This window comes from Pseudomonas sp. BF-R-26 (assembly GCF_019947395.1).
GTDB classification, from domain to species: Bacteria; Pseudomonadota; Gammaproteobacteria; order Pseudomonadales; family Pseudomonadaceae; genus Aquipseudomonas; species Aquipseudomonas farris.
Genome location: NZ_JAGYGK010000001.1, coordinates 432,797 through 457,176, shown reverse-complemented (window position 1 = coordinate 457,176; position 24,380 = coordinate 432,797). Strand labels below are relative to the sequence as shown.

23 protein-coding genes, 1 other RNA gene and 1 pseudogene are annotated in these 24,380 nt (G+C 59.9%); 7 read left to right on the top strand and 18 right to left on the bottom strand.

Features of this window, described 5'->3' with window-relative positions:
* Window positions 1-162: 162 nt before the first annotated feature.
* The 10 genes and pseudogenes from gcvP to KGB18_RS02115 form a co-directional block, all read right to left on the bottom strand.
* Window positions 163-3,036, bottom strand: a complete 2,874-nt coding sequence (gene gcvP / locus KGB18_RS02160) for an aminomethyl-transferring glycine dehydrogenase (protein ID WP_223569323.1) — start codon at window positions 3,034-3,036, stop codon at window positions 163-165.
* Window positions 3,037-3,232: 196 nt separating this feature from the next.
* Window positions 3,233-3,616: a glycine cleavage system protein GcvH gene (gcvH, locus tag KGB18_RS02155; RefSeq protein ID WP_038980852.1), complete on the bottom strand. Its 384-nt coding sequence runs from the start codon at window positions 3,614-3,616 to the stop codon at window positions 3,233-3,235.
* Between the two features lie 50 nt (window positions 3,617-3,666).
* Complete coding sequence (gene gcvT, locus KGB18_RS02150) at window positions 3,667-4,749, bottom strand: glycine cleavage system aminomethyltransferase GcvT (protein WP_223569322.1); 1,083 nt, start codon at window positions 4,747-4,749, stop codon at window positions 3,667-3,669.
* A gap of 156 nt (window positions 4,750-4,905) precedes the next feature.
* Window positions 4,906-6,522 carry an ABC transporter permease gene (locus KGB18_RS02145; protein WP_123720287.1) on the bottom strand — a complete coding sequence of 539 codons (1,617 nt, stop codon included), beginning with the start codon at window positions 6,520-6,522 and terminating at the stop codon, window positions 4,906-4,908.
* 179 nt (window positions 6,523-6,701) lie between these two features.
* Window positions 6,702-7,706: an extracellular solute-binding protein gene (locus tag KGB18_RS02140; RefSeq protein WP_123360961.1), complete on the bottom strand. Its 1,005-nt coding sequence runs from the start codon at window positions 7,704-7,706 to the stop codon at window positions 6,702-6,704.
* A gap of 267 nt (window positions 7,707-7,973) precedes the next feature.
* Complete coding sequence (locus KGB18_RS02135; RefSeq protein WP_223569331.1) at window positions 7,974-9,191, bottom strand: 2-octaprenyl-3-methyl-6-methoxy-1,4-benzoquinol hydroxylase; 1,218 nt, start codon at window positions 9,189-9,191, stop codon at window positions 7,974-7,976.
* 9 nt (window positions 9,192-9,200) lie between these two features.
* Window positions 9,201-9,296 (bottom strand): annotated as a pseudogene (locus KGB18_RS02130) (tetrameric acyl-CoA thioesterase); the annotation flags it as partial.
* 22 nt (window positions 9,297-9,318) lie between these two features.
* Window positions 9,319-10,506, bottom strand: coding sequence for a 2-octaprenyl-6-methoxyphenyl hydroxylase (gene ubiH / locus KGB18_RS02125; protein ID WP_201061332.1), 1,188 nt, complete (start codon window positions 10,504-10,506; stop codon window positions 9,319-9,321).
* Window positions 10,503-11,837: a Xaa-Pro aminopeptidase gene (gene pepP, locus KGB18_RS02120; RefSeq protein ID WP_123720284.1), complete on the bottom strand. Its 1,335-nt coding sequence runs from the start codon at window positions 11,835-11,837 to the stop codon at window positions 10,503-10,505. Before pepP ends, ubiH begins: the two co-directional genes overlap by 4 nt.
* Window positions 11,838-11,864: 27 nt before the next feature.
* Window positions 11,865-12,419, bottom strand: coding sequence for a YecA family protein (locus tag KGB18_RS02115; protein ID WP_008012538.1), 555 nt, complete (start codon window positions 12,417-12,419; stop codon window positions 11,865-11,867).
* Between the two features lie 218 nt (window positions 12,420-12,637).
* On the opposite strand from KGB18_RS02115, the gene KGB18_RS02110 reads away from it, so the two are divergent.
* The 4 genes from KGB18_RS02110 (at window position 12,638) to KGB18_RS02095 (ending at window position 14,061) form a co-directional block, all read left to right on the top strand.
* Complete coding sequence (locus tag KGB18_RS02110; protein ID WP_007899405.1) at window positions 12,638-12,847, top strand: TIGR02449 family protein; 210 nt, start codon at window positions 12,638-12,640, stop codon at window positions 12,845-12,847.
* On the top strand, window positions 12,844-13,161 hold the full coding sequence (locus KGB18_RS02105; RefSeq protein ID WP_007942435.1) for a cell division protein ZapA: 318 nt from the start codon (window positions 12,844-12,846) through the stop codon (window positions 13,159-13,161). The genes KGB18_RS02110 and KGB18_RS02105 overlap by 4 nt, the downstream gene beginning before the upstream one ends.
* 30 nt (window positions 13,162-13,191) lie before the next feature.
* A non-coding RNA gene (gene ssrS, locus KGB18_RS02100) (6S RNA) lies at window positions 13,192-13,370 on the top strand.
* 85 nt (window positions 13,371-13,455) lie between these two features.
* The gene (locus KGB18_RS02095; RefSeq protein WP_123720283.1) at window positions 13,456-14,061 is read left to right on the top strand and encodes a 5-formyltetrahydrofolate cyclo-ligase; all 606 of its coding nucleotides are present in this window, start codon (window positions 13,456-13,458) and stop codon (window positions 14,059-14,061) included.
* A gap of 35 nt (window positions 14,062-14,096) precedes the next feature.
* On the opposite strand, the gene KGB18_RS02090 is transcribed toward KGB18_RS02095, so the two are convergent.
* Window positions 14,097-14,246: a hypothetical protein gene (locus tag KGB18_RS02090; RefSeq protein ID WP_018927582.1), complete on the bottom strand. Its 150-nt coding sequence runs from the start codon at window positions 14,244-14,246 to the stop codon at window positions 14,097-14,099.
* A 200-nt stretch (window positions 14,247-14,446) separates the two neighbouring features.
* On the opposite strand from KGB18_RS02090, the gene KGB18_RS02085 reads away from it, so the two are divergent.
* Window positions 14,447-14,899: an EVE domain-containing protein gene (locus KGB18_RS02085; RefSeq protein WP_123720282.1), complete on the top strand. Its 453-nt coding sequence runs from the start codon at window positions 14,447-14,449 to the stop codon at window positions 14,897-14,899.
* 141 nt (window positions 14,900-15,040) lie between these two features.
* Here KGB18_RS02085 and KGB18_RS02080 read toward each other — a convergent pair whose 3' ends face one another.
* Window positions 15,041-15,448, bottom strand: a complete 408-nt coding sequence (locus tag KGB18_RS02080; protein ID WP_123720281.1) for a flagellar basal body-associated protein FliL — start codon at window positions 15,446-15,448, stop codon at window positions 15,041-15,043.
* A gap of 150 nt (window positions 15,449-15,598) precedes the next feature.
* On the opposite strand from KGB18_RS02080, the gene KGB18_RS02075 reads away from it, so the two are divergent.
* Together KGB18_RS02075 and glpT are read left to right on the top strand one after the other, a co-directional pair.
* Window positions 15,599-16,576 (top strand): NADPH:quinone oxidoreductase family protein, encoded by a 978-nt coding sequence (locus KGB18_RS02075; protein WP_007899393.1) that lies wholly within the window; start codon window positions 15,599-15,601, stop codon window positions 16,574-16,576.
* 219 nt (window positions 16,577-16,795) lie between these two features.
* Window positions 16,796-18,145 carry a glycerol-3-phosphate transporter gene (glpT, locus tag KGB18_RS02070; RefSeq protein WP_052964553.1) on the top strand — a complete coding sequence of 450 codons (1,350 nt, stop codon included), beginning with the start codon at window positions 16,796-16,798 and terminating at the stop codon, window positions 18,143-18,145.
* Here the strand turns inward: glpT and KGB18_RS02065 are convergent.
* From KGB18_RS02065 to KGB18_RS02040, 6 genes are all read right to left on the bottom strand, one after another.
* Window positions 18,121-18,789 carry a gamma-glutamylcyclotransferase gene (locus KGB18_RS02065; RefSeq protein WP_038980835.1) on the bottom strand — a complete coding sequence of 223 codons (669 nt, stop codon included), beginning with the start codon at window positions 18,787-18,789 and terminating at the stop codon, window positions 18,121-18,123. The genes glpT and KGB18_RS02065 overlap by 25 nt on opposite strands.
* A 209-nt stretch (window positions 18,790-18,998) precedes the next feature.
* A complete protein-coding gene (locus KGB18_RS02060; protein ID WP_223569321.1) occupies window positions 18,999-19,967 on the bottom strand; it encodes a CDP-6-deoxy-delta-3,4-glucoseen reductase in 969 nt (322 codons plus the stop codon).
* Window positions 19,967-21,433: a 4-hydroxy-3-polyprenylbenzoate decarboxylase gene (gene ubiD / locus KGB18_RS02055; protein ID WP_007899385.1), complete on the bottom strand. Its 1,467-nt coding sequence runs from the start codon at window positions 21,431-21,433 to the stop codon at window positions 19,967-19,969. Before ubiD ends, KGB18_RS02060 begins: the two co-directional genes overlap by 1 nt.
* Window positions 21,434-21,566: 133 nt before the next feature.
* The gene (gene rho, locus KGB18_RS02050) at window positions 21,567-22,826 is read right to left on the bottom strand and encodes a transcription termination factor Rho (RefSeq protein WP_007899384.1); all 1,260 of its coding nucleotides are present in this window, start codon (window positions 22,824-22,826) and stop codon (window positions 21,567-21,569) included.
* A 247-nt stretch (window positions 22,827-23,073) separates the two neighbouring features.
* Window positions 23,074-23,403, bottom strand: coding sequence for a thioredoxin TrxA (gene trxA, locus KGB18_RS02045; protein WP_007899382.1), 330 nt, complete (start codon window positions 23,401-23,403; stop codon window positions 23,074-23,076).
* 122 nt (window positions 23,404-23,525) lie between these two features.
* On the bottom strand, window positions 23,526-24,233 hold the full coding sequence (locus tag KGB18_RS02040) for a FadR/GntR family transcriptional regulator (protein WP_201061322.1): 708 nt from the start codon (window positions 24,231-24,233) through the stop codon (window positions 23,526-23,528).
* Window positions 24,234-24,380 lie beyond the last annotated feature (147 nt).

Genomic DNA, 24,380 nt, shown 5'->3' with positions numbered 1-24,380 from the left:
AACCAGAGCGGAGAGGTGAATGGCAGCATGGGCTCCCACACGTGCTTTAAGCACTCCGGGCATTCAGCTTGCCACTCACCGCTCTCACCCTCAGTCTAATTCCTGCCCAAGACACAAGCGGGCTTGCTCGCTCCCACATTGGGGTTTGTGTGTTCCGTTACTTCAGCGGTATTCGTCCACCGGCACACACGCGCAAAACAGATTGCGGTCGCCATAGACATTGTCCACCCGGTTCACCACCGGCCAGTACTTATGGGTCTTGGTGTGAGCATCCGGCGTCACCGCCTGCTCAATGCTGTACGGGCGCTCCCAAACCCCGGTGATGTCGGCCAAGGTATGCGGTGAGCGTTTCAGCGGGTTGTCCTCCGCCGGCCAGTTGCCGTTCTGCACCTCGGTGATTTCCGCGCGAATACTCAGCATCGCGCCGATAAAACGGTCCAGCTCCGCCTTCGACTCACTCTCGGTCGGTTCGACCATCAACGTCCCCGGCACCGGGAATGACATGGTCGGCGCATGGAAGCCGTAGTCCATCAGGCGCTTGGCAACGTCCTCTTCACTGATTCCGGTCAGCGCCTTGAGCGGTCGCAAGTCGAGGATGCATTCGTGGGCCACTCGCTCGTTGCGCCCGGTGTAGAGCACGGGAAAGGCGCCGGCCAAATGCTGCGCCAGGTAATTCGCGGCGAGAATCGCCACCTCGCTCGCATCCGCCAATTGCGGCCCCATCATCGCGATGTACATCCAGCTGATGGGCAGAATGCTTGCGCTGCCCCAAGGTGCCGCGCTCACCGCGCCGTTCTCCGGCAGCGGACCTTCGATTGGCACCACCGGGTGATTGGCGACGAATGGCGCCAGGTGCGCCCGAACGCCGATCGGGCCCATTCCCGGTCCGCCACCGCCGTGGGGAATGCAGAAGGTTTTGTGCAGGTTCATGTGCGACACGTCGGCACCGATGTCGGCCGGCCGTGCCAATCCAACCTGCGCATTAAGGTTGGCGCCATCCATGTACACCTGACCGCCGTGGCTGTGGATAACTTCACAGATCTCGCTGATGCCTTCCTCGTAGACCCCGTGAGTCGACGGATAAGTCGCCATCAGGCAGGCGAGTTTGTCCCCCGCCTCCGTGGCTTTTTCCTTCAGATCATTCAGATCGACATTACCCCCCTCGTCGCACTCGACGATCACCACCCGCATCCCGGCCATCTGCGCCGAAGCCGGGTTGGTGCCGTGGGCCGAGGACGGGATCAGGCAGATATCCCGCGCGCCCTGATGGCGGCTCTCGTGATATTTGCGAATCGCTAGCAACCCGGCGTACTCGCCCTGAGCGCCCGAGTTGGGTTGCATGCAGATCGCATCGAAACCGGTGATCGCGCAGAGCCAGCGCTCCAGTTCCTCGATCATCAAGGAATAACCCACCACCTGCTCTTTCGGCACGAACGGATGCAGGTTGGCGAACTGCGGCCAGGTGATGGGGATCATCTCGCTGGTGGCATTGAGCTTCATGGTGCAAGAGCCCAGCGGAATCATCGATTGGTTGAGCGCCAGGTCTTTGTTTTCCAGCTGCTTGAGATAACGCAGCATTTCGGTTTCGCTGTGATGAGCGTTGAACACCGGATGACGCAGATACGGCGTACTGCGCTGCAACCCGGCAGGAATGCCGGATGCCAGCGCTTCAGTATCCAGCTCATCGATGTTGAGCCCATGATCGGCACCGAGAAACACATCGAACAGCTTCGCCACGGTGGTTTCGTCACAGGTTTCGTCGAGGCTCAGGCCGAGCTGTCCTCGGCCGAGAATGCGCAAATTGATCTGCGCGGCCTGGGCACTTTCGATGATCGCAGTCTGAGTGCCACCGACCTCCAGGGTCAGGGTGTCGAAGAAATGCTGGTTGAGACGGGTGATCCCATGACGCTCCAGTCCGGCGGCGAGGATGCAGGTCAGCCGATGAACGCGTTGGGCAATCCGTTTGAGCCCTTCCGGGCCATGGTAGACCGCGTAGAAACTGGCGATATTGGCCAGCAGCACCTGAGCGGTGCAGATGTTGGAGTTGGCTTTCTCCCGACGGATGTGTTGCTCGCGGGTTTGCAGGGCCATGCGCAGGGCGACGTTGCCACGCGCATCTTTCGACACACCGATGATCCGCCCGGGAATCGCCCGCTTGTATTCGTCGCGGCTGGCAAAAAACGCCGCGTGCGGGCCGCCATAACCCATGGGCACGCCGAATCGCTGAGACGAACCGAACACCACATCGGCGCCCAACTCCCCCGGCGGGGTCAGCAACAGCAGGCTTAGCAGATCGGTCGCCACACAGGCCAGGGCTTGCTGGGCATGCAGATGATCGATCAATGGACGCAGATCGCGCACTTCACCGTGAGTGTCGGGATATTGCAGCAGCGCGCCGAACACCTGGTGCTGTTTCAAGTTATCCACAGCGTCTACGATCAGCTCGAAACCGAACCCTTCGGCCCGGGTCCGCACCACGGAAATGGTTTGCGAGTGGCAATTCTCATCGACGAAAAACAGGTTACTTCTGGATTTGGCCACGCGCTTGGCCAGAGCCATGGCCTCGGCTGCCGCCGTGGCTTCATCCAGCAGCGAGGCGTTGGCCAGTTCCAGGCCGGTCAGGTCGATGGTCAGCTGCTGGAAATTCAGCAACGCTTCGAGCCGGCCTTGGGCGATTTCTGGTTGATAGGGGGTATAGGCGGTGTACCAACCGGGATTTTCCAGCACGTTGCGCAGGATGACGGCCGGCGTGAGGGTGCCGTGGTATCCCATGCCGATCAGGCTGGTCCAGACCTGATTCTGCTCGGCGTAGCCCCGCAGCTTGGCCAGCGCGGCTTCTTCGTCGAGGGCCGGCGGCAGATCCAACGGCCGGTTGAGGCGGATTCCCGGCGGCACCGTCTGCTCGATCAGTTCGACCCGGCTGCCAAGACCAAGGCTGTCGAGCATCGCTTGCTGCTCGGCGGCATCGGGGCCCAAGTGGCGGCGCAGGAAGGTATTGGAGTCGCGTAACTGGCTCAAGGACGGCAACTGGGACATGACGGGCTCTCTCTTGACTGGCGCTCGGCGTCGATGCAATGCGGTCAAACCAGCATAGCAGTCGCTGTCGAGGAGCCATTGAGAGTCATACAAGAACGGTGTAGGAGCTGCCGAAGACTGCGATCTTTTGACCTTGATTTTTAAAAAACAAGATCAAAAGATCGCAGCCTTCGGCAGCTCCTACACGGGGCGAGCATTACTCGCCAATAGCAGCCTTGTAGGCCACCGGGTCGAGCAGGTTGTTCAGCTCAGAGGTATCGCTTGGCTCGAGCTTGAAGAACCAGCTGTCATAAGGCGCGCTGTTGACCAGTTCCGGGTTGTTGGCCAACTCTTCGTTAACGGCTATGACTGTACCGGAGACTGGCGAGTAGATATCCGACGCAGCCTTGACCGATTCGACTACACCTGCAGCCTCACCGGCAGCGAACACTTTGCCGATTTCCGGCAACTCAACGAACACTACGTCACCCAAGGCTTCCTGAGCATGGTCTGAAATACCCACTTTCACGCCGCCATCATGGTCTAGACGGGCCCATTCGTGACTTTCGGCAAAACGCAGGTCGACAGGGATTTCGCTCATGTTCTGTGTCCTCAAGAAAAATGTCAGCGGTCATTGCCCGCCAAAAAAAGTTAGATCAAGGTTTTGCCGTGGCGTACGAAGGTCGGTTTGACCACTCGAACCGGGTACCACTTGCCACGGATTTCCACTTCAGCGCGGTCGGCGGTGGCCACCGGCACGCGCGCCAGTGCTATCGACTTGCTAAGCGTAGGAGAGAAACTACCACTGGTGATCTCCCCTTCGCCAACATCGGCGATGCGAACCACTTGATGCGCCCGTAAAACTCCACGTTCTTCAAGGACCAGACCCACCAGTTTGTGCTGCACGCCGCTGGCCTTTTCCGCTTCCAGGGCTGTGCGGCCGATGAACTGGCGCGTGGCCGGTTCCCAGGCAATGCTCCAGGCCATGTTGGAGGCCAATGGCGAAACGTCTTGATGAATGTCCTGCCCGTAGAGGTTCATGCCGGCTTCGACGCGCAAGGTATCGCGCGCGCCAAGGCCGATCGGGGAAATACCCGCGCCCACCAGATCGTTGAAGAAGCCTGGGGCCTGATCGGCCGGCAGCACGATTTCCAGACCATCCTCACCGGTGTAACCAGTGCGCGCGATGAACCAGTCACCGTCGGTCTGACCTTCGAAATATTTGAGCTGCTGAATCAGCGTGCCACGGGACTGAGTCACCAGTTCGGCAATCTTGTGCCGGGCATGAGGCCCTTGAATGGCCAGCATCGCCAGTTCGGAGCGCTCGTTGAGCTGCACATCGAAGTCACCGAGATGCGCCTGCATCCAGGCCAGATCCTGATTGCGGGTGGAGGCGTTGACCACCAGGCGATAACCGTCCTCGAGACGGTAGACGATCATGTCGTCGACGATGCCGCCGTGCTCGTTGAGCATGGCGCTGTACAAGGCACGGCCGGGGCTGTGCAGACGTTCGACGTCATTGGCCAGTAAATACTGAAGCCAGGCCTTGGCCTGGGGGCCGTCAACATCGATCACGGTCATGTGGGATACATCGAAAACCCCGCAATCGCGGCGCACCTGATGGTGTTCCTCGACCTGCGAGCCGTAATGCAGAGGCATATCCCAACCGCCAAAATCGACCATCTTCGCGCCGAGGGCGAGATGAAGGTCATACAGAGGCGTACGCTGTCCCATGGGTTTCTCCTTCCGGGCGTGGCGAAGGTGCGGACAGGCGCTGTACGGGGTGAAATGCCTTGAAATAAAAGGCTTTCAGCCGTTTCAGCTACCCGGTCTGAAAGACGGACCGCACCGAATGCCGCGCATTGTAGCCGCAAGGTGTAGGACTGACACCTACGTGTTTCGATGCGCCGAACGTCGGATCAATCCGATGACCGGTAACAGCCCGACCAACACCAGGGTCAATGCCGGCAACGAGGCCCTCGCCCACTCGCCCTCGCTGGTCATTTCAAAGATCCGTACTGCCAGCGTGTCCCAGCCAAACGGGCGCATCAGCAGGGTCGCGGGCATTTCCTTGAGCACATCGACGAACACCAGCAACGCCGCGCTCAACGTGCCTGGCAGCAGCAGCGGCAGATACACTTTGAAAAACAGTCGTGGCCCACTGACGCCAAGGCTACGTGCTGCTTCGGGCAAAGATGGCCGTATTCGCGCCAGGCTGCTTTCAAGCGGTCCATAGGCCACCGCAATGAAACGCACCAGATAGGCCAGCAACAACGCCGACAGACTGCCCAACAGCAACGGTTTGCCCGCGCCGCCAAGCCAGCCCGACAGCGGGATCACCAGCTCGCGATCCAGGTAACTGAACGCCAGCATGATCGACACTGCCAGCACCGAGCCCGGCAAGGCGTAGCCAAGGTTGGCCAGACTGATGCCGGAGCGGATCGCCCGGGTCGGCGCCAATCGACGGGCAAAGGCCAGCACCAGAGCGACACTGACGGTGATCAACGCCGCCATGCCGCCCAGGTACAAGGTATGGATGATCAATCCGGTATAGCGCTCATCCAGATCGAAGCGTCCGCGTTGCCAGAACCACACCACCAGTTGCAACACGGGAATGACGAAGGCGCAGGCGAAGACCAGGCCGCACCAGCTCATGGCCGCCAGCGCCTTTACCCCGCGCAGGTGATACAACGCCTTGACCCGTGGCCGTTCGTTGCTCGCCCGGTTCGCCCCGCGGGCACGGCGCTCGCCATACAGCACGACCATCACCACCAACAGCAACAGGCTGGCCAGTTGCGCGGCGGTGGAAAGACTGAAAAAGCCGTACCAGGTCTTGTAGATAGCGGTGGTGAACGTATCGAAGTTGAACACCGACACCGCACCAAAATCCGCCAGGGTTTCCATCAGCGCCAACGCCACTCCCGCGCCGATGGCCGGACGTGCCATGGGCAACGCCACTCGCCAGAACGCCTGCCACGGGGATTGCCCGAGGACTCGCGCCGCTTCCATCAAGCCTTTGCCCTGGGCCAGGAATGCGCTACGCGCCAACAGGTAAACGTAGGGATAGAAAACCAGTACCAGCACCAGAATCACACCGCCGGTGGAGCGCACTCGCGGCAGCCTCAAACCGCTGCCGAACCATTCGCGCAGCAAGGTTTGCACGGGTCCGGCGAAATCCAGCAGACCGACGAAGACAAATGCCAGCACGTAAGCAGGAATCGCAAAGGGCAGCATCAACGCCCAATCCAGCCAGCGTCGCCCGGGGAATTCGCAGAGGCTGGTGAGCCAGGCCAGGCTGACGCCCAGCAACGTTACGCCGAAACCGACGCCGAGGACCAGCGTGAGGGTATTGCCCAGCAGTCGCGGCATCTGGGTGTCCCACAGGTGGGACCAGATCTGTTGATCGATGGTTTGCCAGGAGAGAAGCAGGACACTCAGGGGCAGCAGGACCAGCGCAGCAATGGCGAAGACCAGGGGATACCAGCGGCGTTGGGCGGGGTGGGCCAAGGAAAGCTCTCGTTTAAATGATTGTGCCCACGCTCTGCGTGGGCACACATCTTGTGACGCTCTGCGTCACGCCTCGACGCGGAGCGTCGGTGGATGCATTCCCACGCAGAGCGTGGGAATGATCAGAGGCCGGCAGGGACGCCGCCGACTTCATTCTGTGGCGCAGTATATCGACAGACTCAGTTCCAGCCAGCCCGATCCATCATCCGGATCGCTTCGGCCTGACGCTTGCCGGCGATTTCCACCGGCAAGGTGTCGGCCACAAACTTGCCCCAGCTCGCGACTTCAGCTGAAGGCTGAACGGCAGGGTTGGCCGGGAATTCCTGGTTCACGTCAGCGAAAATCTTCTGTGCTTCAGGCGTGGTCATCCACTCCACCAGCGCCTTGGCGGCTTCCGGGTGTGGAGCGTGTTTGGTCAGGCCGATGCCCGACAGGTTGACGTGCACGCCACGGTCGCCCTGATTCGGCCAGAACAGCTTCACCGGCAGGTCCGGCTTCTGTTTGTGCAGACGACCGTAGTAGTAAGTGTTGACGATGCCGACGTCGCACTGACCGGCGTTGATCGCTTCCAGCACGGCAATGTCGTCGGAGAACACGTCGGTGGACAGGTTGTTGACCCAGCCTTTGAGGATTTTCTCGGTTTTCTCGGCGCCATGGACTTCGATCATGGTGGCGGTCAGGGACTGGTTGTAGACCTTCTTCGCCGTGCGCAGGCACAGGCGGCCTTCCCATTGCTTGTCGGCCAGCGCTTCGTAGGTGGTCAGCTCACCGGGTTTCACTCGATCGGTGGAGTAGGCGATGGTCCGAGCCCGCAGGCTCAAGCCGGTCCAGGCATGGGAGGACGCACGGTATTGCAGCGGGATGTTGGCGTCGATCACCTTGGAAGTGAACGGCTGGAGGATGCCCATCTGCTCGGCCTGCCAGAGGTTGCCGGCATCGACGGTCAGCAGCAGGTCGGCAGTGGCGTTTTCGCCCTCGGCCTTGATCCGCTGCATCAGCGGCGCTTCCTTATCGGTGATGAACTTCACCTGCACGCCGGTTTTCTGGGTGTAGGCATCGAAGACTGGCTTGATCAGCTCATCGATACGCGAGGAGTAAACCACCACCTCGTCGGCGGCCTGGGCGGCGGTGCTGCCAATCAGGGTCAGGGCCAGTGCGGTCAGTAGACGCTTGGGTGCCAACATGGAAGCGGTCTCTCGAATGGGGAAGTGAGGGCAAATGATAAGGACTCACATTTCGCTTCTCAATCGAACAGTGAGTGGAGGCGTTACCGGATGTTGCACAGCCGAATGAAAGACAAATGTGGCGAGGGGGCTTGTCGGATCGCCGCACCGCCCCGTTCGACCGCGCAGCGGTCGCAGACCGGATTGCAGATTTTGTCTGGGGTAAATGCCGGGACTGCTTCGCAGCCCAACGGGGGCAAGCCCCCTCGCCACAGGGCCATGCCCGCTTCAGGCCTTGGCCAACGCCGGCAGATCCCCAATCAACCCAAGCGCCTCACGCACGAACAACGCCTTGGCCTCGGGCATCTGATCGACCATCTTCAACCCGGTATTACGCAACCAGCGCACCGGCAACGGATCGGCCTGGAACAGTCGCTCGAACCCTTCCATCGCCGCCATCAACGCCAGGTTGTGGGGCATGCGCCGACGCTCATAGCGACTGAGCACTTTTACATCCGCCAACCGCTCGCCGCGTGCAGCCGCTTGCAACAGCACTTCGGCCAGCACCGCGGCATCGAGGAAACCGAGGTTCACGCCCTGCCCGGCCAGCGGATGAATGGTGTGGGCCGCGTCGCCGATCAGCGCCAGGCCTTCAGCCACATACCGCTTGGCATGACGCTGACGCAGCGGCACGCACAAACGCGGGTCAGCGCTGAGCACTGTGCCGAGGCAGCCTTCGAAGGCCCGCTCCAGCTCCTTGCAGAAGCCTTCATCGTCCAGCGCCATCAGGCGTTCGGCTTCGCTCGGCGTGGTCGACCAGACGATCGAGCACCAATCCTGTTGACCATCCCGCTCCAGCGGCAGAAACGCCAGCGGGCCACTGTCGGTGAATCGCTGCCACGCGGTCATTTGATGAGGTTTTGAGCTGTGCACACTGGTAACGATCGCGTGGTGCATGTAATCCCACTCGCGAGTCGCAACGCCGGTCAGGCGCCGAACAGCCGAGTTGGCACCATCCGCCGCGATCACCAAAGGCGCGCGCAAGGTGCGGCCATCGGCCAGAGTCAGCAGCCAGTCGTCACCGGAGCGGCGCATCTGCTCCAGACGCGCATTCGCCAGCATCCCGAGATCGCAGTCGTGCAGTCGATCGAGCAGAGCGTCCTGAACCACGCGGTTCTCGACGATATGCCCGAGCACTTCGGCATGCACGCTGGTCGCCGAGAAATGGATCTGCCCGGTGCCGCTGCCGTCCCAGACATGCATGTCGGTGTAAGGACTGCAGCGTCGACTAGCAATGCCATCCCAAACACCCAGGCGTTCGAGTATTCGCTGGCTGGCCGCCGACAAGGCGCTCACCCGCGGTTCGAACGGAGCCTGCCCATTGAAGGGTTTGACGCTCAGGGGACTACCGTCCAGCAGCAGGACTTCGAGCCCACTGTTTTGTAACGCCAGCGCCAGGGCACTGCCGACCATTCCGGCCCCGACAATCAGCAGATCTGCGCGCATTTCCATGCTTTAAGCCTGTCTCGCTTGCGGCTTGAGCCGCACGTAAAGGTTTGTCTCGACCCGCGTCACCCAAGTGCCCGCGTCGCCATGAATATCGACTTGCAGGTGCACCCTGCCCGGTTTTCGCTTAATCATCGGGACGCGTACCCAACCCCATGGCCTGCCGGGCGAACCAGCGCTTGGCCGGCGGCAACAGATCGAGGCCGAGCAGCCCGATGTTGCGGCCCAGGGAAACCAGTGGCTGGGTGCTGCCGAACAAGCGGGTGACCTGATCGGAAAAACCCACGGTCAGGCTCTGGTCCAGACGCTGACGCTCGCGATAGGCCTGCAAGGTGGCGAAATCGCCGGGCGATGTCTCGCTGCCCAACAAACTGTCGGCCAGCGCCTGGGCGTCACGCAACGACAGGTTGAACCCTTGCCCGGCAATCGGATGCAGGCTATGAGCAGCGTTGCCGAGAATCGCCAGATGCGGGCGGACTTGTTCCTCGGCTTCGATCAGCGACAGCGGATACAAATGCCGTGCGCCGACCTGTTTCAGCGTGCCGAGGCGATAGCCGAAGATGCCCTGCAACTCGCCGAGAAAGCTGCGGTCATCAAGGGCTGCCAGCCGCTGCGCGTCCATACCCAAACGGGTCCAGACCAAGGCGCAGCGATTATCCGGCAAGGGCAGCAAAGCCATCGGACCATCGTCGGTGAAACGCTCGAAGGCCATGCCGTTGTGCGCTTCACTTGGGGTAATGTTGGCGATCAGCGCGCTCTGGTTGTACGGACGTTTCTTGATGCCGATCCCCAGTTGCTCACGCAAACCGGAACGGCCGCCATCGGCGAGCACCGCAAGGTCGCATTCCAGGATGGTTTCATCGTTGAGCGTCAGGCGATAGCCGTCGGTCAGCGGTTCCATACGGGTGACTTCCGCCGGGCAACGCCAACTGATCACGTCCTTGTCCAGCCCTTGCCAGAGGCATTGGCCAAGCCAGGCGTTTTCCACCACATAACCCAGCGCCGGAACGCCCTCTTCCATCGCCGACAGTCGCGCGGTGGAAAAACGCCCACGGTCGGAGACATGAATCTGCTTGATCGGCTCGGCGCGGCGGGAGATTTCCTGCCACACGCCCAACCGTTGATAAATCTGCCGGGCACCGAAGGACAGCGCCGAAGAACGGGCGTCATAACTCGGTTGATACGTGTCGCCGGGGGCAAACGGTTCGATCAGCACGATCTTCCAGCCACGGGCCTTGGCCCCGGCCTGCAACGCCAACGCCAGACTGGCGCCGACCAGGCCACCACCGATGATTGCCAGATTGACTCGACTCATGCCGCTTGTGTCCGTGCAGCGGCCATCAAGGCCTCGATTTCGGCGACCGTTTTCGGCACGCCGTTAGTCAGGATTTCACAACCGGTCTTGGTGACCACCACGTCGTCCTCGATGCGTACGCCAATGCCGCGCCATTTCTTCGCTACGTTCTGGTTGTCCGGAGCAATGTAAATGCCCGGCTCGACCGTCAGCGCCATGCCGACTTCCAGCACGCGCCATTCGCCGCCGACCTTGTATTCGCCGACGTCGTGCACATCCATGCCCAGCCAGTGGCCGGCGCGGTGCATGTAAAACGCTTTGTAGGCTTCGCTGGCGATCAACTCGTCGACGTCGCCCTGCAACAGGCCCAACTTCACCAGACCGGCGGTAATTACCCGGACCGTGGCTTCGTGCGCCTGATTCCAGTGCTTGTTCGGCGCAATTTCGGCAAACGCTGCTTCCTGGGAAGCCAGCACCAACTCGTAAATCGCCTTCTGCTCCGGTGAATACTTGCCGTTGACCGGCCAGGTGCGGGTGATGTCGCTGGCGTAGCAGTCGATCTCGCAACCGGCGTCGATCAGCACCAGATCGCCGTCCTTGAGCACCGCGTCATTCTGCTGGTAATGCAGGATGCAGCTGTTGCGCCCGGCGGCGACGATCGACCCATAAGCCGGCATCTTCGCCCCGCCCTTGCGGAATTCGTAATCGAGCTCGGCTTCAAGGCTGAACTCATGCAAACCGGCACGGCTGGCTTGCATCGCACGAATATGTGCCTGGGCGGAAATCCGTGCGGCTTCGCGCATCACCTTCACTTCTGCCGCCGATTTATACAGGCGCATGTCGTGAAGCAGATGATCCAGGGCAACAAATTCGTTCGGCGGCTGGGCGCCGAGGTGCGCTTTAGAGCGGATCACGTTGATCCAGTCCATCAGGTGCCGATCGAATTCCGGGTTGCTGCCCATGGCCGAGTACACCCGGTCACGGCCTTCGATCAGGCCCGGCAGGATGTCGTCGATGTCGGTGATCGGGAATGCGTCGTCGGCGCCGAAGTCGCGGATCGCGCCTTCCTGGCCGGCGCGCAGGCCGTCCCACAATTCCCGTTCGGCATTACGTTCCCGGCAAAACAGCACGTATTCGCCGTGCTCACGGCCGGGCATCAAGACGATGACGGCTTGAGGCTCGGGGAAACCGCTGAGGTACTGGAAGTCGCTGTCCTGACGGTAGACGTGCTCGACATCGCGGTTGCGGATGGCCACCGCGGCGGCGGGCAGGATGGCGATGCTGTTGGGTTCCATCTGCGCCATCAGCGCCTTGCGGCGACGGCTGTATTCCGATTTCGGGATATGAATCATGGGCAGATGGCTTTCCCTGGCACGCGATTAATGCAACGACGGTTTGGCAGCCGCTTCGTCGGTTTTCTTGGTTTCGGTGAACAGCAGCAACGGAGCGACGCGCAGGTACTCCATCACTTCCATGTAGTCGCTTTCGCCGTCGTCGGACTCTTCCAGCGCGTCCTGTACCTGGGCAATAGCGGCCAGATCCTGCAGCACTTCAGTGGCTTCAGTGCTCAAGGCATATTCGCGACGGGTCAGACCGAAGCCGGTAAGGAAGCCCTGGCACCACTGGCCCAGTGCAGCCGCGCGCTCGGTGAGCGGCGCGTCGTCGGTCGGCAGCAGCAGAACAACGGTCATGTCGTCGCTGGTAAGCTCGCCCTTGACCATCTCTTGCAGGCCGATCAAGGCGTTGCGAACGTTGTCTTGTGGCTCGCCTTCGAGCAGTTCGGCGGCGTCGGCCAACCAGCTGTCGGCTTCGAAGCCGGCACCGGCACAACTGCGACCGAGCAACAGGCCGTGCAGTTCGGCAGGCGAGACGGGATGGCCGCTGGTGCTCAGCAGGGTGGCAAAGGCTTGGTACGGAGAATTCTGAATGGGCATGGGCAGCTAGGCGCCAGACGGCGCTATGTCTAGAATGAAGGCCTTGTATCCTACATCGACAGACTCGCCAAGACTATTAAAGGCTGTCCGCCAGCCAGGGTCTGTACGAAACTCGCCGAGCGCCGATCAGGCGAGCCTGTTTTTAACGCAGCATGATCGACGCGCAGGCAGTTTCGTACAGGGCCTGCCATCCATCAGACACAAACTCAGTGGACACAATGGAAGACACCGACCTGCAAGCGCTGATGGCCAGACTCGAACTGCTAATTACTCGAGTCGAGCAACTAAAGAGTCAGAATGGACTCCTATTAGCTCAGGAAAAGAGCTGGCGCGAGGAACGCGCGCACCTCATTGAAAAAAATGAAATCGCCCGGCGTAAGGTCGAATCGATGATTTCGCGCCTCAAGGCCCTGGAGCAAGACTCATGAGTTCAAGCAATAGCGTTACCGTGCAGATCCTCGACAAAGAATATTCGATCATCTGCCCCCAGGAAGAGCGCAGCAACCTGGTGAGCGCTGCCCGTTACCTGGACGGCAAGATGCGCGAAATCCGCAGCAGCGGCAAAGTCATCGGCGCCGACCGCATCGCCGTGATGGCCGCGCTGAACATCACGCACGATCTTCTGCATAAGGAAGAACGCCCGGACGTACAGGCCAGCGGCTCGACCCGTGAGCAGGTTCGCGACCTGCTGGACCGCGTCGATCTGGTACTGGCAACCGATCCGGATGTCACCAAGGGCTGATTCGCGTGACCGCTTGGGGTATACTCGCATCACTCCCTGGGGTGCTTGCCAGTTGACGACGTCCCTGAGCCGATTCGCACTACCCTGGAGGTTGCACGTTGGGCTGGTGTGCATGTCCGCTAGACGGAAAGCCTTAAAGCCTACTGCATCTTCCACCTTGAACTTTCGGGTTCAAGGGCTAAGTCGACAGCGGTTCATCCGGGGAGCCTGATTCCAGTCCGATGCCGGTTTAAATACCGGCATCGGCTTTTTTACGGGTACGCTTTAGTACTCGCACTTCCGAAGCCTGAATCCATGACCGAACCTGCGCTGCTGCCCCGCCCGCAACTTCGACGCATGCTGCGCAAGGCCCGCCGCGCACTGACTCCCAGTCAGCAGCGCGACGCCGCTCGCGGGCTGTATAAGCAATTGGCCCAGCACCCGCTGTTCCGCCGCGCAAAACACATCTCCCTGTACCTGCCCACCGACGGTGAAATCGATCCGCGCCTGCTGATGCGTGCCGCACAACGTCGGGGCAAGGCGATTTATCTGCCGGTGCTCAGTGCCTGGCCGCGAACCAAAATGGTGTTCCAGCGGATTCATCCCGGCGAAAAGCTCAAACCCAACCGTTTTCGCATCCCCGAACCTCGGCACAACATCGCTCGACAACGCAAAGTCTGGGCGCTGGATCTGGTGTTGTTGCCGTTGGTGGGGTTTGACGATGTCGGCGGACGCCTGGGAATGGGCGGTGGTTTCTACGACAGGAGCCTGGCGTACCTGGCGCGCCGCAAAAACTGGCGCAAGCCGACGCTGCTGGGCCTGGCCCATGAATGTCAGAAGGTTCAACGATTGGCTCAGGCGAGCTGGGATGTGCCGCTGCAGGGAACGGTCACGGACAAGGCGTGGTATTTCGCGGACTAGACGCCACTGATTTCAGCGGCGCCCAAAAGACACGTTCAGCGCTTGAAGGCCGACGGCTGTTGCTGTGCGATCTCGACGGGAGCATCGGGTTTGTTGTTCCACAGGCTTTGGGCATAGCCGGTGGTCACGACACCAAGGCCGAATAAAATTACCAAAATCCATAGTAAATCCGGTTTGCGTTTCATCGATTGCCCCCCAAAGGCACATCAACACGATGACAGCAGCGGTTTCCGTTGTAGGTGTAGGCCGTGCAGCAGCGTCAAGCTTAGAAGGCCGGCATTTTGCGACAACGTGAACCGACACGCAAACGCTGGCGTCAACCGACTGTCGGTTTGTCATAAAATTGCCCGACCACTTGCCCACTCACCTCGCAAGGAGCAAAACCATGGCCTATTGGCTGATGAAATCCGAGCCCGACGAACTCTCGATCAAAGACCTGGAGAAGCTTGGCCGAGCGCGCTGGGACGGGGTTCGCAACTACCAGGCGCGTAACTTCCTGCGGGCCATGGCGGTGGGTGACGAGTTTTTCTTCTATCACTCCAGCTGCCCGGAGCCGGGAATTGCCGGGATCGGCAAGATTGTCGAAGCCGCGTACCCGGACCCGACGGCGCTGGAGCCTGAGAGTCATTACTTCGACCCGAAGGCCACTGCCGAGAAAAACGCCTGGAGCGCGATTGATGTTGCGCATACCGAAACGTTTCCCAAGGTGCTGAAGCTCGATTATCTGAAGCAGCAAACGGCGCTGGCCGAGATGCCACTGGTGCAGAAGGGTTCGCGGCTGTCGGTGATGCCAGTGACGGCCGAGCAGTGGGCGGCGGTGATTGCACTCAAGCCGTAAAATCTCCAGCGCTATTTCGAATGTCATCGCGGGCAAGCCCGCTCCCACAGGGATCTGGGGTGGATGCAAAGGCTGCATTCACTGGAGATCATTGTGGGAGCGGGCTTGCCCGCGATGAGGCCTGCCCGGACAGCAAAAGACTTATTGAATGATCAGGTTGTTGAACAACAAATCCTCAACCACCGGCTTGCCGGTCTCGTCGTTCATCACCTGCTGGGTCTGCTTCAAGGCTTCCTGACGCAGCTTTTCCTTGGCTTCGACGTTATTCATGGTTTCAGTGGTCTGCTGCGCAAACAACGCCACCAGCTGATTGCGGATCAATGGCTCATTGGCCTTCACCGCTTTGGTCGCTTCTTCACCGGTCACCCGCAACGCCACATCGGCCTTGTAGACCTTGAGCTTCGGCGTGCCGTCCAGCCCATAGTTGCCCACGAATGGCGGGCTCAGGGTGATGTAGTTGACCTTCGGGGCCTCACCTTCTTTGGCTTCTTCGGCCATCGCTGCCACAGGCAGAGACAGGGCCAGCAACAACATGATCCACGCTTTCACAATTCGCTCCTTATCCGGTTTGCGGCCAAGCATAACGACCCGCCGCTCAAGCACAAGCTTATGGCTGACTATCAGGGTCGGGCATGCTCGTTGACCCAATGACTCACACACCTACACTTATCGGCCATCAATCCCAAAGGAATAGCCCTGATGAAAGCCGTGCTGTGCAAAGCCTTCGGCCCTGCCGAATCGCTGGTGCTGGAAGACGTCGCCAGCCCTGTCGCGAAGAAGAATGAAATCCTGCTGGACGTGCACGCGGCTGGGGTGAATTTCCCGGACACGTTGATCATCGAGGGTAAATACCAGTTCAAACCACCCTTCCCGTTTTCACCGGGTGGCGAAGCGGCCGGGGTGGTCAGCGCGGTGGGCGAGAAGGTCAGTCACCTCAAGGTCGGTGACCGGGTCATGGCCCTGACTGGCTGGGGCAGCTTTGCTGAGCAGGTCGCGGTTCCGGGCTACAACGTGTTGCCGATCCCGCCATCGATGGACTTCAACACCGCCGCCGCATTCAGCATGACCTACGGCACTTCGATGCACGCCCTCAAGCAACGAGGCAACCTGCAACCCGGCGAAACCTTGCTGGTGCTCGGCGCTTCCGGTGGCGTCGGCCTCGCCGCGGTGGAAATCGGCAAAGCCATGGGCGCCCGGGTGATCGCCGCCGCCAGCAGCGCGGAAAAACTCGCCGTGGCCAAGGCCGCCGGTGCCGATGAGTTGATCAACTACAGCGAAACCAGCCTCAAGGACGAGATCAAACGCCTGACCGACGGCCAGGGCGCCGACGTGATCTACGATCCGGTGGGCGGCGACCTGTTCGACCAGGCCATCCGCGCCATCGCCTGGAACGGCCGCCTTTTGGTAGTCGGCTTCGCCAGCGGACGAATCCCTGAGCTGCCCGTGAACCTGGCACTGCTCAAAGGCGCAGCGGTGGTCGGCGTGTTCTGGGGCTCCTTCGCCCAGCGCCAACCACAGGACAACGCGGCGAACTTCCAGCAACTGTTTGGCTGGTTTGCCGAAGGCAAGTTGAAGCCGCTGGTGTCCCAGGTTTATCCCCTGAGCAATGCGGCGCAGGCCATCAATGATCTTGGCCAGCGCAAGGCGGTCGGGAAAGTGGTGGTTCAGGTTCGCTGATCGTTTACTCACCTACTTGATCTAAACCGGGTCCTAGCCCTGCGACCCGGTTCCGCCATCCTCATACCGTCCTGCATTTATATATGAGCGACATGTTCATAAAAGAACATGCGATCTCCAACATTTCCCCTGTTTGGCCGATGTGAAGCGGTGCTATTTTCGGTAACGAAACTGTAACATTCGCATCCGCAGTCAAAACAAGAAATCTGGAGCTCTTGAATGTTTGCTTTCTTTCGTCCTGCCGCACATCAGGCTCCATTGCCTGAAGAAAAAATAGACGACACCTACAAACGACTTCGCTGGCAGATCTTCGCCGGGATTTTCATTGGGTATGCGGGTTACTACTTGCTGCGCAAGAACTTCACCCTGGCATTCCCGGATCTGATCGCCCAAGGCTATACAAAAGGCCAACTCGGGGTGGCGATGTCGGCGATTGCGATCGCCTACGGTCTTTCCAAGTTTTTGATGGGCATCGTGTCCGACCGCTCCAACCCTCGTTACTTCCTGCCCTTTGGCCTGATAGTGTCCGCCGGGGTGATGTTCGTTTTCGGTTTCGCACCCTGGGCGACGTCCAGCGTGACCATGATGTTCATCCTGTTGTTCATCAACGGCTGGGCGCAAGGCATGGGTTGGCCACCGAGCGGGCGCACCATGGTGCACTGGTGGTCGCAAAAAGAACGCGGCGGTGTGGTTTCGGTATGGAACACCGCGCATAACGTCGGCGGCGGCTTGATTGGCCCGCTGGCGATACTCGGCATGGGCTGGTTCAACGATTGGCACAGCAAGTTCTATGTGCCGGCAGCAGTGGCGTTGCTGGTCGCTGTATTTGCCTTCATTGTCATGCGCGATACCCCGCAATCGACGGGCTTGCCGCCCATCGAGAAGTACAAGAACGATTACCCGGAAGGCTACGACGCCAGCCACGAAGAAGAATTCAGCGCCAAGGACATCTTCGTCAAATACGTGCTGCGCAACAAAATGCTTTGGTTCATCGCCCTGGCTAACGTCTTCGTCTATTTGTTGCGCTACGGCATTCTGGATTGGGCGCCGACCTACCTTAAAGAGGTCAAGCACTTCGACTTCGACAAGACGTCCTGGGCTTACTTCCTGTACGAGTGGGCAGGCATTCCCGGCACGCTGCTGTGCGGCTGGATGTCGGACAAGATCTTCCGGGGCAACCGTGGCCTGACGGGCATGGTGTTCATGGCACTGGTGACCGTTGCAACGATCGTGTACTGGCTGAATCCACCGGGCAACCCGATGGTCGACATGATCTCGCTGTTCGCGATCGGCTTCCTGATCTATGGCCCGGTGATGCTGGTGGGCCTGCAAGCGCTGGAGCTGGTGCCCAAGAAAGCGGCGGGTACGGCTGCGGGCTTTACCGGTCTGTTTGGTTATCTGGGTGGTTCAGTCGCGGCCAGTGCCCTGATGGGCTACACGGTGGACTATTTCGGCTGGGATGGCGGCTTCATCCTGCTGGTCGTTGCCTGCCTGCTGGCGATGGCGTTCCTGGCACCCACCCTGGGCCACAAGAACGTCGCCAGTCAGAGCCGCGAAGCGATCGCCTGATCGGCCTTTGATTTGCAGCGCTTGAGCCGCGCCTCCAGATTACGGTCTGGCATGGCGTGGCTACGCAGGGCGTGAGCGGTCTGCTCGACATACTCGCGAGTGGTGCCGTAACGCCCGCAAGCGCTTTCGAACACCTGGCTCAGCACATGATCCGGCAAGTTGCCGGCATAGCTGGGCAGGTGCCGTTCCAATACAAATCCCAATGCCTGAACCTGGCTTCCGTCTTCGAGACGGCAGTTGAGCCAGTGTGGGCGATAGGACGGAAATGGCATTTCACGCTGCCAGAGCGCATAAAGCGAAGCTTCGAGTTGTTCTTCGGGCAAGCGATAGGCAAACCCGCTGCATGAGCCGCCGCGATCCAGGCCAAACACCAGCCCGGGCACTTCCGGTGTACCGCGATGTTCGTGGGACCATAGGTATAAACCGCGATGGTAGCCATGCACGCGACCGCGCACTCTCTCAACCGCCGCACATTCAGGACGCCAGATCAGCGAACCATAAGCGAACAACCAGACCGGCCCACCCTTGTGGCGTGCCATGGTCGCCTGCATTGAGCCGAGTAATTGTTCGTGCGTGAGCTGCGGCCCCAGATCGAGCCGCGGAGGGTAAGCCAGATTCAAAAAAGCAGATTCAATGGCGCTCATGGCGAATAGCGTTCAGCTCCCCGCGGGTAAAGAATTACTTAATAGAACGCACCGCTGTAACAATAAGGCACATATGTCTTAAGGCAATTTAAGTGCCATGGTGGCGCTCTAAGACTTATTGCCTGAATGAGATATAACCTACCGGCATTTATATAAATCTATAAATACCGATAGGCTATATGGGGAGTTATAACGATTTAAATCGCTGATCAAGATCGGGGCGCGTAAGCGAAAACATCCGCGCGCATTTGATGGGCATCCATCCCTGCTTCGACCAGCGCATCCAGCGTGCCATAGACCATCGCCGGAGAGCCGCTGGCGTAGACGTGCAGGGCTTTCAGATCAGGGAAATCTTCACACACCGCCTCATGCAACATGCCGCAGCGCCCTCCCCAGCCGCATTGATCGCTGACGACTTTATGCAGGAACAGATTGGGCAATTTCAACCATTCGTCCCAGTGCTCAATGTCATAAAAGTCTTCGGGACGACGCACACCCCAATACAGATGCACTGGGTGCTTGAAGCCCGTGGCCCGGCAATGTTCGATCAGGCTGTGAATCTGGCCCATGCCGGTACCGGCAGCAATCAGTACCAGTGGACCGTCCGGCAATTCCGCCAGATGGGTGTCGCCGAAAGGCATCTCGATGCGCACCATCGAGTTGCGCTGAAGCTGTTCGATCAGGCTCAGCGCACTGCTTTCGCGCGCCAGCACATGAATTTCCAGATCGCGGCCGGAATGCGGTGCAGAGGCCAGGGAGAAGGCGGATTTCTCGCCGTTCTCGCGCTCGATCATCAGATACTGGCCAGCGTGATAGCGCGGCGGCTTGCCCGCAGGCGCACGCAGACGCACGCGCCAGGTATCGCCACCGACGTCTCTACACTCAATGACCTGACACGACACGCTGCGCACCGGCAATTCTCCCAGCGCGAGCACGCCATCCCACAGCACGATGCAGTCTTCCAGCGGCTCTGCAATGCAAGTGTAGAACTCGCCATGGTCACGCACATCGCCGGCCTGTTCGACCCGCCCTTCCACCAGCAACGCGCCGCACACATGGCAATTGCCGTTGCGACAGCTCTGCGGGCATTCATAGCCCAGGCGCCGCGCGCCATCGAGAATCCGCTCGCCGGGCAGAATCTCTAGCACTGCTCCGGAGGGCTGCAAGGTTACACGCATCAATCTATTCCTAACTGATTCCAGATGGCATCGATCCGTTGGGTAACGGCTTCATCCTTGACGATGACCCGGCCCCACTCGCGAGTGGTTTCGCCCGGCCATTTATGCGTGGCATCGAGTCCCATCTTCGAACCCAGGCCGGAGACCGGCGAGGCGAAGTCCAGGTAGTCGATCGGCGTGTTGTCGATCATCACCGTGTCACGCTTGGGGTCCATGCGCGTGGTGATGGCCCAGATCACGTCGTTCCAGTCCCGTGCGTTGATATCGTCGTCGGTGACGATAACGAACTTGGTGTACATGAACTGTCGCAAAAACGACCAGACACCGAGCATTACCCGCTTGGCATGGCCGGGATACGACTTCTTCATGGTCACGATGGCCATGCGGTACGAACAGCCTTCGGGCGGCAGGTAAAAGTCGGTGATCTCCGGAAACTGCTTTTGCAGGATCGGCACGAACACTTCGTTCAGCGCCACTCCGAGAATCGCCGGCTCATCCGGTGGACGGCCTGTGTAGGTGCTGTGGTAGATCGGCTTGATCCGGTGGGTGATGCGCTCGACGGTGAACACCGGGAAGCTGTCGACTTCGTTGTAGTAGCCGGTGTGGTCGCCGTATGGACCTTCATCGGCCATTTCGCCCGGATGGATCACGCCTTCGAGGATGATCTCGGCGGTGGCCGGCACTTGCAGGTCATTGCCGCGGCACTTCACCAGCTCGGTGCGGTTACCGCGCAACAGACCGGCGAAAGCGTATTCGGAGAGGCTGTCCGGCACCGGCGTCACGGCGCCAAGAATGGTTGCCGGGTCAGCGCCCAAGGCCACAGATACCGGGAACGGCTGGCCAGGGTGTTTCTCGCACCACTCACGGTAGTCCAGCGCGCCACCACGATGGCTCAGCCAGCGCATGATCACCTTGTTGCGGCCGATCACTTGCTGACGGTAGATGCCGAGGTTCTGGCGATCCTTGTTCGGACCTTTGGTGACGGTCAGGCCCCAGGTGATCAGCGGGCCGACGTCGCCCGGCCAGCAGGTCTGTACCGGCAACATCGCCAGATCGACATCGTCGCCTTCGATAACCACTTCCTGGCACACCGCGTCTTTGACGACTTTCGGCGCCATGGCAATGATCTTGCGGAAGATCGGCAGCTTGGACCAGGCGTCCTTCAGGCCCTTCGGCGGCTCGGGCTCCTTGAGGAACGCCAACAGCTTGCCGATTTCGCGCAACTCGCTGACCGCTTCTGCGCCCATGCCCAGCGCCACGCGCTCGGGGGTGCCGAACAGGTTGCCGAGTACTGGAATGTCATAACCGGTAGGGTTTTCGAAAAGCAGCGCCGGGCCCTTGGCGCGCAACGTGCGATCGCAGACCTCGGTCATTTCGAGCACTGGGGACACTGGAACCTGGATGCGCTTGAGTTCGCCGCGCTTTTCCAGGCCGCTGATAAAGTCGCGCAAGTCGCGATACTGCATGCGTGAGCCTCGTGTTGGCCGTGGCGTTCGGGGCAGGCAGTTTAGCGCCGAACCCCTCTATTCAGAACCACGAACATCAAAAATCAGATAGCAAAAAGCCGGGTTTCCCCGGCTTTTGCTGACTTTCTGCGATTTACTTACGTTTCATCGACAGGAAGAACTCGTCGTTGGTCTTGGTCTGTTTCAGCTTGTCGACCAGGAACTCGATGGCAGAGACTTCGTCCATCGGGTGCAGCAGCTTGCGCAGGATCCACATACGCTGCAGTTCGTCGTCGGCTGTCAGCAACTCTTCGCGGCGAGTACCGGAGCGGTTGATGTTGATGGCCGGGAACACACGTTTTTCAGCGATCTTGCGATCCAGAGGCAGTTCCATGTTGCCGGTGCCTTTGAATTCTTCGTAGATCACTTCGTCCATCTTCGAGCCGGTTTCAACCAGCGCGGTAGCGATGATGGTCAGCGAGCCGCCTTCTTCGATGTTCCGTGCAGCGCCGAAGAAACGTTTCGGTTTCTCCAGGGCGTGGGCATCGACACCACCGGTCAGTACCTTGCCGGAGCTCGGGATCACGGTGTTGTAAGCACGCGCCAGACGGGTGATGGAGTCGAGCAGGATCACCACGTCCTTTTTGTGTTCGACCAGGCGCTTGGCCTTCTCGATCACCATTTCGGCAACCTGCACGTGGCGGGTTGGCGGTTCGTCGAACGTCGAGGCAACCACTTCGCCGCGAACGGTGCGCTGCATTTCAGTCACTTCTTCCGGACGTTCGTCGATCAGCAATACGATCAGATGAACTTCAGGATTGTTACGTGCGATGTTCGCCGCGATGTTCTGCAGCATGATCGTTTTACCGGCTTTCGGCGGTGCAACGATCAGGCCGCGCTGGCCTTTACCGATCGGGGCGCACAGGTCGATGACACGACCAGTCAAGTCTTCGGTGGAACCGTTGCCGGCCTCCATCTTCATGCGCACGGTCGGGAACAGCGGGGTCAGGTTCTCGAAGAGAATCTTGTTTTTCGCGTTCTCGGGACGATCGTAGTTGATCGTGTCGACCTTGAGCAGCGCGAAATACCGCTCGCCTTCCTTTGGAGGGCGGATCTTGCCAACGATGGTGTCACCGGTGCGCAAGTTGAAGCGGCGGATCTGGCTCGGCGAGACGTAGATATCGTCTGGGCCGGCGAGATAGGAAGCGTCAGCGGAGCGCAGGAAGCCGAAGCCGTCCTGGAGAATCTCCAGCACGCCATCACCGGAGATTTCCTCGCCGCTTTTAGCGTGCTTTTTGAGCAGGGAGAAAATCACGTCCTGCTTGCGCGAACGGGCCATATTTTCTATGCCCATCTGTTCGGCCAATTCGAGCAGTTCGGTAATCGGCTTTTGCTTGAGTTCAGTCAGATTCATATAGGAATGACGTAATCATTTATGGAGGGGGGAAATTAAGCTTTTGGCTTAATGAGGCCGCGCCGCAGAGAAGGCGACAGGATCGCGTACTTATTCGAAAAGGAGTGCGTCGGCGACGGCTAGCAGGGGGCAGTGGAGAAACCAGTGCGGGGCCGAATGTACCACCTGAGTTTCGGAGCGTCTAGCCCTCAATAACGAAAAGGCCCCGCATTATGCGGGGCCTTTTCATGACGCTTTATAACAACGCTTAGATGTTGGCGTCGAGAAAAGCAGCCAGTTGCGACTTCGACAGCGCGCCGACCTTGGTGGCTTCGACGTTGCCGTTCTTGAACAGCATCAGCGTCGGGATACCACGTACGCCGTGCTTGGCCGGGGTTTCCTGGTTTTCGTCGATGTTCAGCTTGGCGACGGTCAGCTTGCCAGCGTAGGTGCCAGCGATCTCGTCCAAAACCGGGGCGATCATTTTGCAAGGGCCGCACCACTCAGCCCAGTAGTCAACAAGCACAGGGCCAGCAGCCTTCAGTACTTCTTCTTCGAAGTTAGCGTCGGTGACGTGCTTGATAAGATCGCTGCTCATGGATGTCTCCGGGTTGTAAGCAATAAAAAACGTGGCCCATCATAGCCGCCCTTCCCGTGTTCAGGAAGCCGCAGATGATTGAGTCTCGCTATGGTGGTCCATGAGTTTGGGTATAGCTCAAGTCATGAGGTGGCGGGAGCGACGAAAGCAATTCCGGTGCGCAGGGCGGCGTTGCGCACATGCTCTTGCATCGCCTTCTGCGCGGCGCCAGAGGCCCGACGAGCCAGCGCGCGGAGGATTTTACGGTGTTCCTGCCAGGTTTCCATGGCGCGTTCGGCCCGGATGAACGGTAGCTTCTGGCTCTCCAGGAAGATGTCGGCGCTGGCGGTAAGGATGCTCAACATCGCCTGATTGCCGCTGGCCAGGAGGATGCGCCGGTGAAACTCGAAATCCAGTCGTGCCGCTGCATCGAAATCAGCGGCACGCAGTTCGTTGCGCATGGCGGCGACATTGTCTTCCAGGGCATCGAGCTCATCGGTGCTCAGGGTCACAGCCGCCAGCCCGGCGGCAAAACCTTCCAGCGCGTAGCGCAACTGGAAGATGTCCAGCGGCGATGCCTGAGCCGCGAACGGCCAGCCCGGCGCCGCATCGCCCCGGGGCAGATCGACCGGTGACTGCACGAACACGCCCTTGCCTGGCTGGATACTGATCACGCCCAGCGCACTCAGGGACGATAACGCCTCACGCAATGATGCCCGACTGACCCCCAATTGCACCGCCAGGTCCCGTTGCGAGGGCAAGGCATCCCCCGCCCCGAAACCTTGCTCGGTGATCAGTTTGCGGATGGCTTGCAGCGCCACTTCAGGTACGGCGCGGGAGATCGAGTTCATGGTTTTTTCAGACGAGCCAGGCCAATGAGCGGCTAGTTGTAAAGCTATTCGCGACGTCCGGCAAGTCGTGCCCCATGGGGGTTCGGGAATTTTCACGGGTGCGCCATCAGGGTGCGAAATGCCACCCAACTGTTCAGACCAGTAAGA

Coding starts and splice junctions, on each gene's coding strand:
- gcvP (WP_223569323.1), bottom strand. CDS start 3,036: ATGTCCCAGTTGCCGTCCTTGAGCCAGTTACGCGACTCCAATACCTTC.
- gcvH (WP_038980852.1), bottom strand. CDS start 3,616: ATGAGCGAAATCCCTGTCGACCTGCGTTTTGCCGAAAGTCACGAATGG.
- gcvT (WP_223569322.1), bottom strand. CDS start 4,749: ATGGGACAGCGTACGCCTCTGTATGACCTTCATCTCGCCCTCGGCGCG.
- KGB18_RS02140 (WP_123360961.1), bottom strand. CDS start 7,706: ATGTTGGCACCCAAGCGTCTACTGACCGCACTGGCCCTGACCCTGATT.
- KGB18_RS02135 (WP_223569331.1), bottom strand. CDS start 9,191: ATGCGCGCAGATCTGCTGATTGTCGGGGCCGGAATGGTCGGCAGTGCC.
- ubiH (WP_201061332.1), bottom strand. CDS start 10,506: ATGAGTCGAGTCAATCTGGCAATCATCGGTGGTGGCCTGGTCGGCGCC.
- pepP (WP_123720284.1), bottom strand. CDS start 11,837: ATGATTCATATCCCGAAATCGGAATACAGCCGTCGCCGCAAGGCGCTG.
- KGB18_RS02115 (WP_008012538.1), bottom strand. CDS start 12,419: ATGCCCATTCAGAATTCTCCGTACCAAGCCTTTGCCACCCTGCTGAGC.
- KGB18_RS02110 (WP_007899405.1), top strand. CDS start 12,638: ATGGAAGACACCGACCTGCAAGCGCTGATGGCCAGACTCGAACTGCTA.
- KGB18_RS02105 (WP_007942435.1), top strand. CDS start 12,844: ATGAGTTCAAGCAATAGCGTTACCGTGCAGATCCTCGACAAAGAATAT.
- KGB18_RS02095 (WP_123720283.1), top strand. CDS start 13,456: ATGACCGAACCTGCGCTGCTGCCCCGCCCGCAACTTCGACGCATGCTG.
- KGB18_RS02090 (WP_018927582.1), bottom strand. CDS start 14,246: ATGAAACGCAAACCGGATTTACTATGGATTTTGGTAATTTTATTCGGC.
- KGB18_RS02085 (WP_123720282.1), top strand. CDS start 14,447: ATGGCCTATTGGCTGATGAAATCCGAGCCCGACGAACTCTCGATCAAA.
- KGB18_RS02075 (WP_007899393.1), top strand. CDS start 15,599: ATGAAAGCCGTGCTGTGCAAAGCCTTCGGCCCTGCCGAATCGCTGGTG.
- glpT (WP_052964553.1), top strand. CDS start 16,796: ATGTTTGCTTTCTTTCGTCCTGCCGCACATCAGGCTCCATTGCCTGAA.
- KGB18_RS02065 (WP_038980835.1), bottom strand. CDS start 18,789: ATGAGCGCCATTGAATCTGCTTTTTTGAATCTGGCTTACCCTCCGCGG.
- KGB18_RS02060 (WP_223569321.1), bottom strand. CDS start 19,967: ATGCGTGTAACCTTGCAGCCCTCCGGAGCAGTGCTAGAGATTCTGCCC.
- ubiD (WP_007899385.1), bottom strand. CDS start 21,433: ATGCAGTATCGCGACTTGCGCGACTTTATCAGCGGCCTGGAAAAGCGC.
- rho (WP_007899384.1), bottom strand. CDS start 22,826: ATGAATCTGACTGAACTCAAGCAAAAGCCGATTACCGAACTGCTCGAA.
- trxA (WP_007899382.1), bottom strand. CDS start 23,403: ATGAGCAGCGATCTTATCAAGCACGTCACCGACGCTAACTTCGAAGAA.
- KGB18_RS02040 (WP_201061322.1), bottom strand. CDS start 24,233: ATGAACTCGATCTCCCGCGCCGTACCTGAAGTGGCGCTGCAAGCCATC.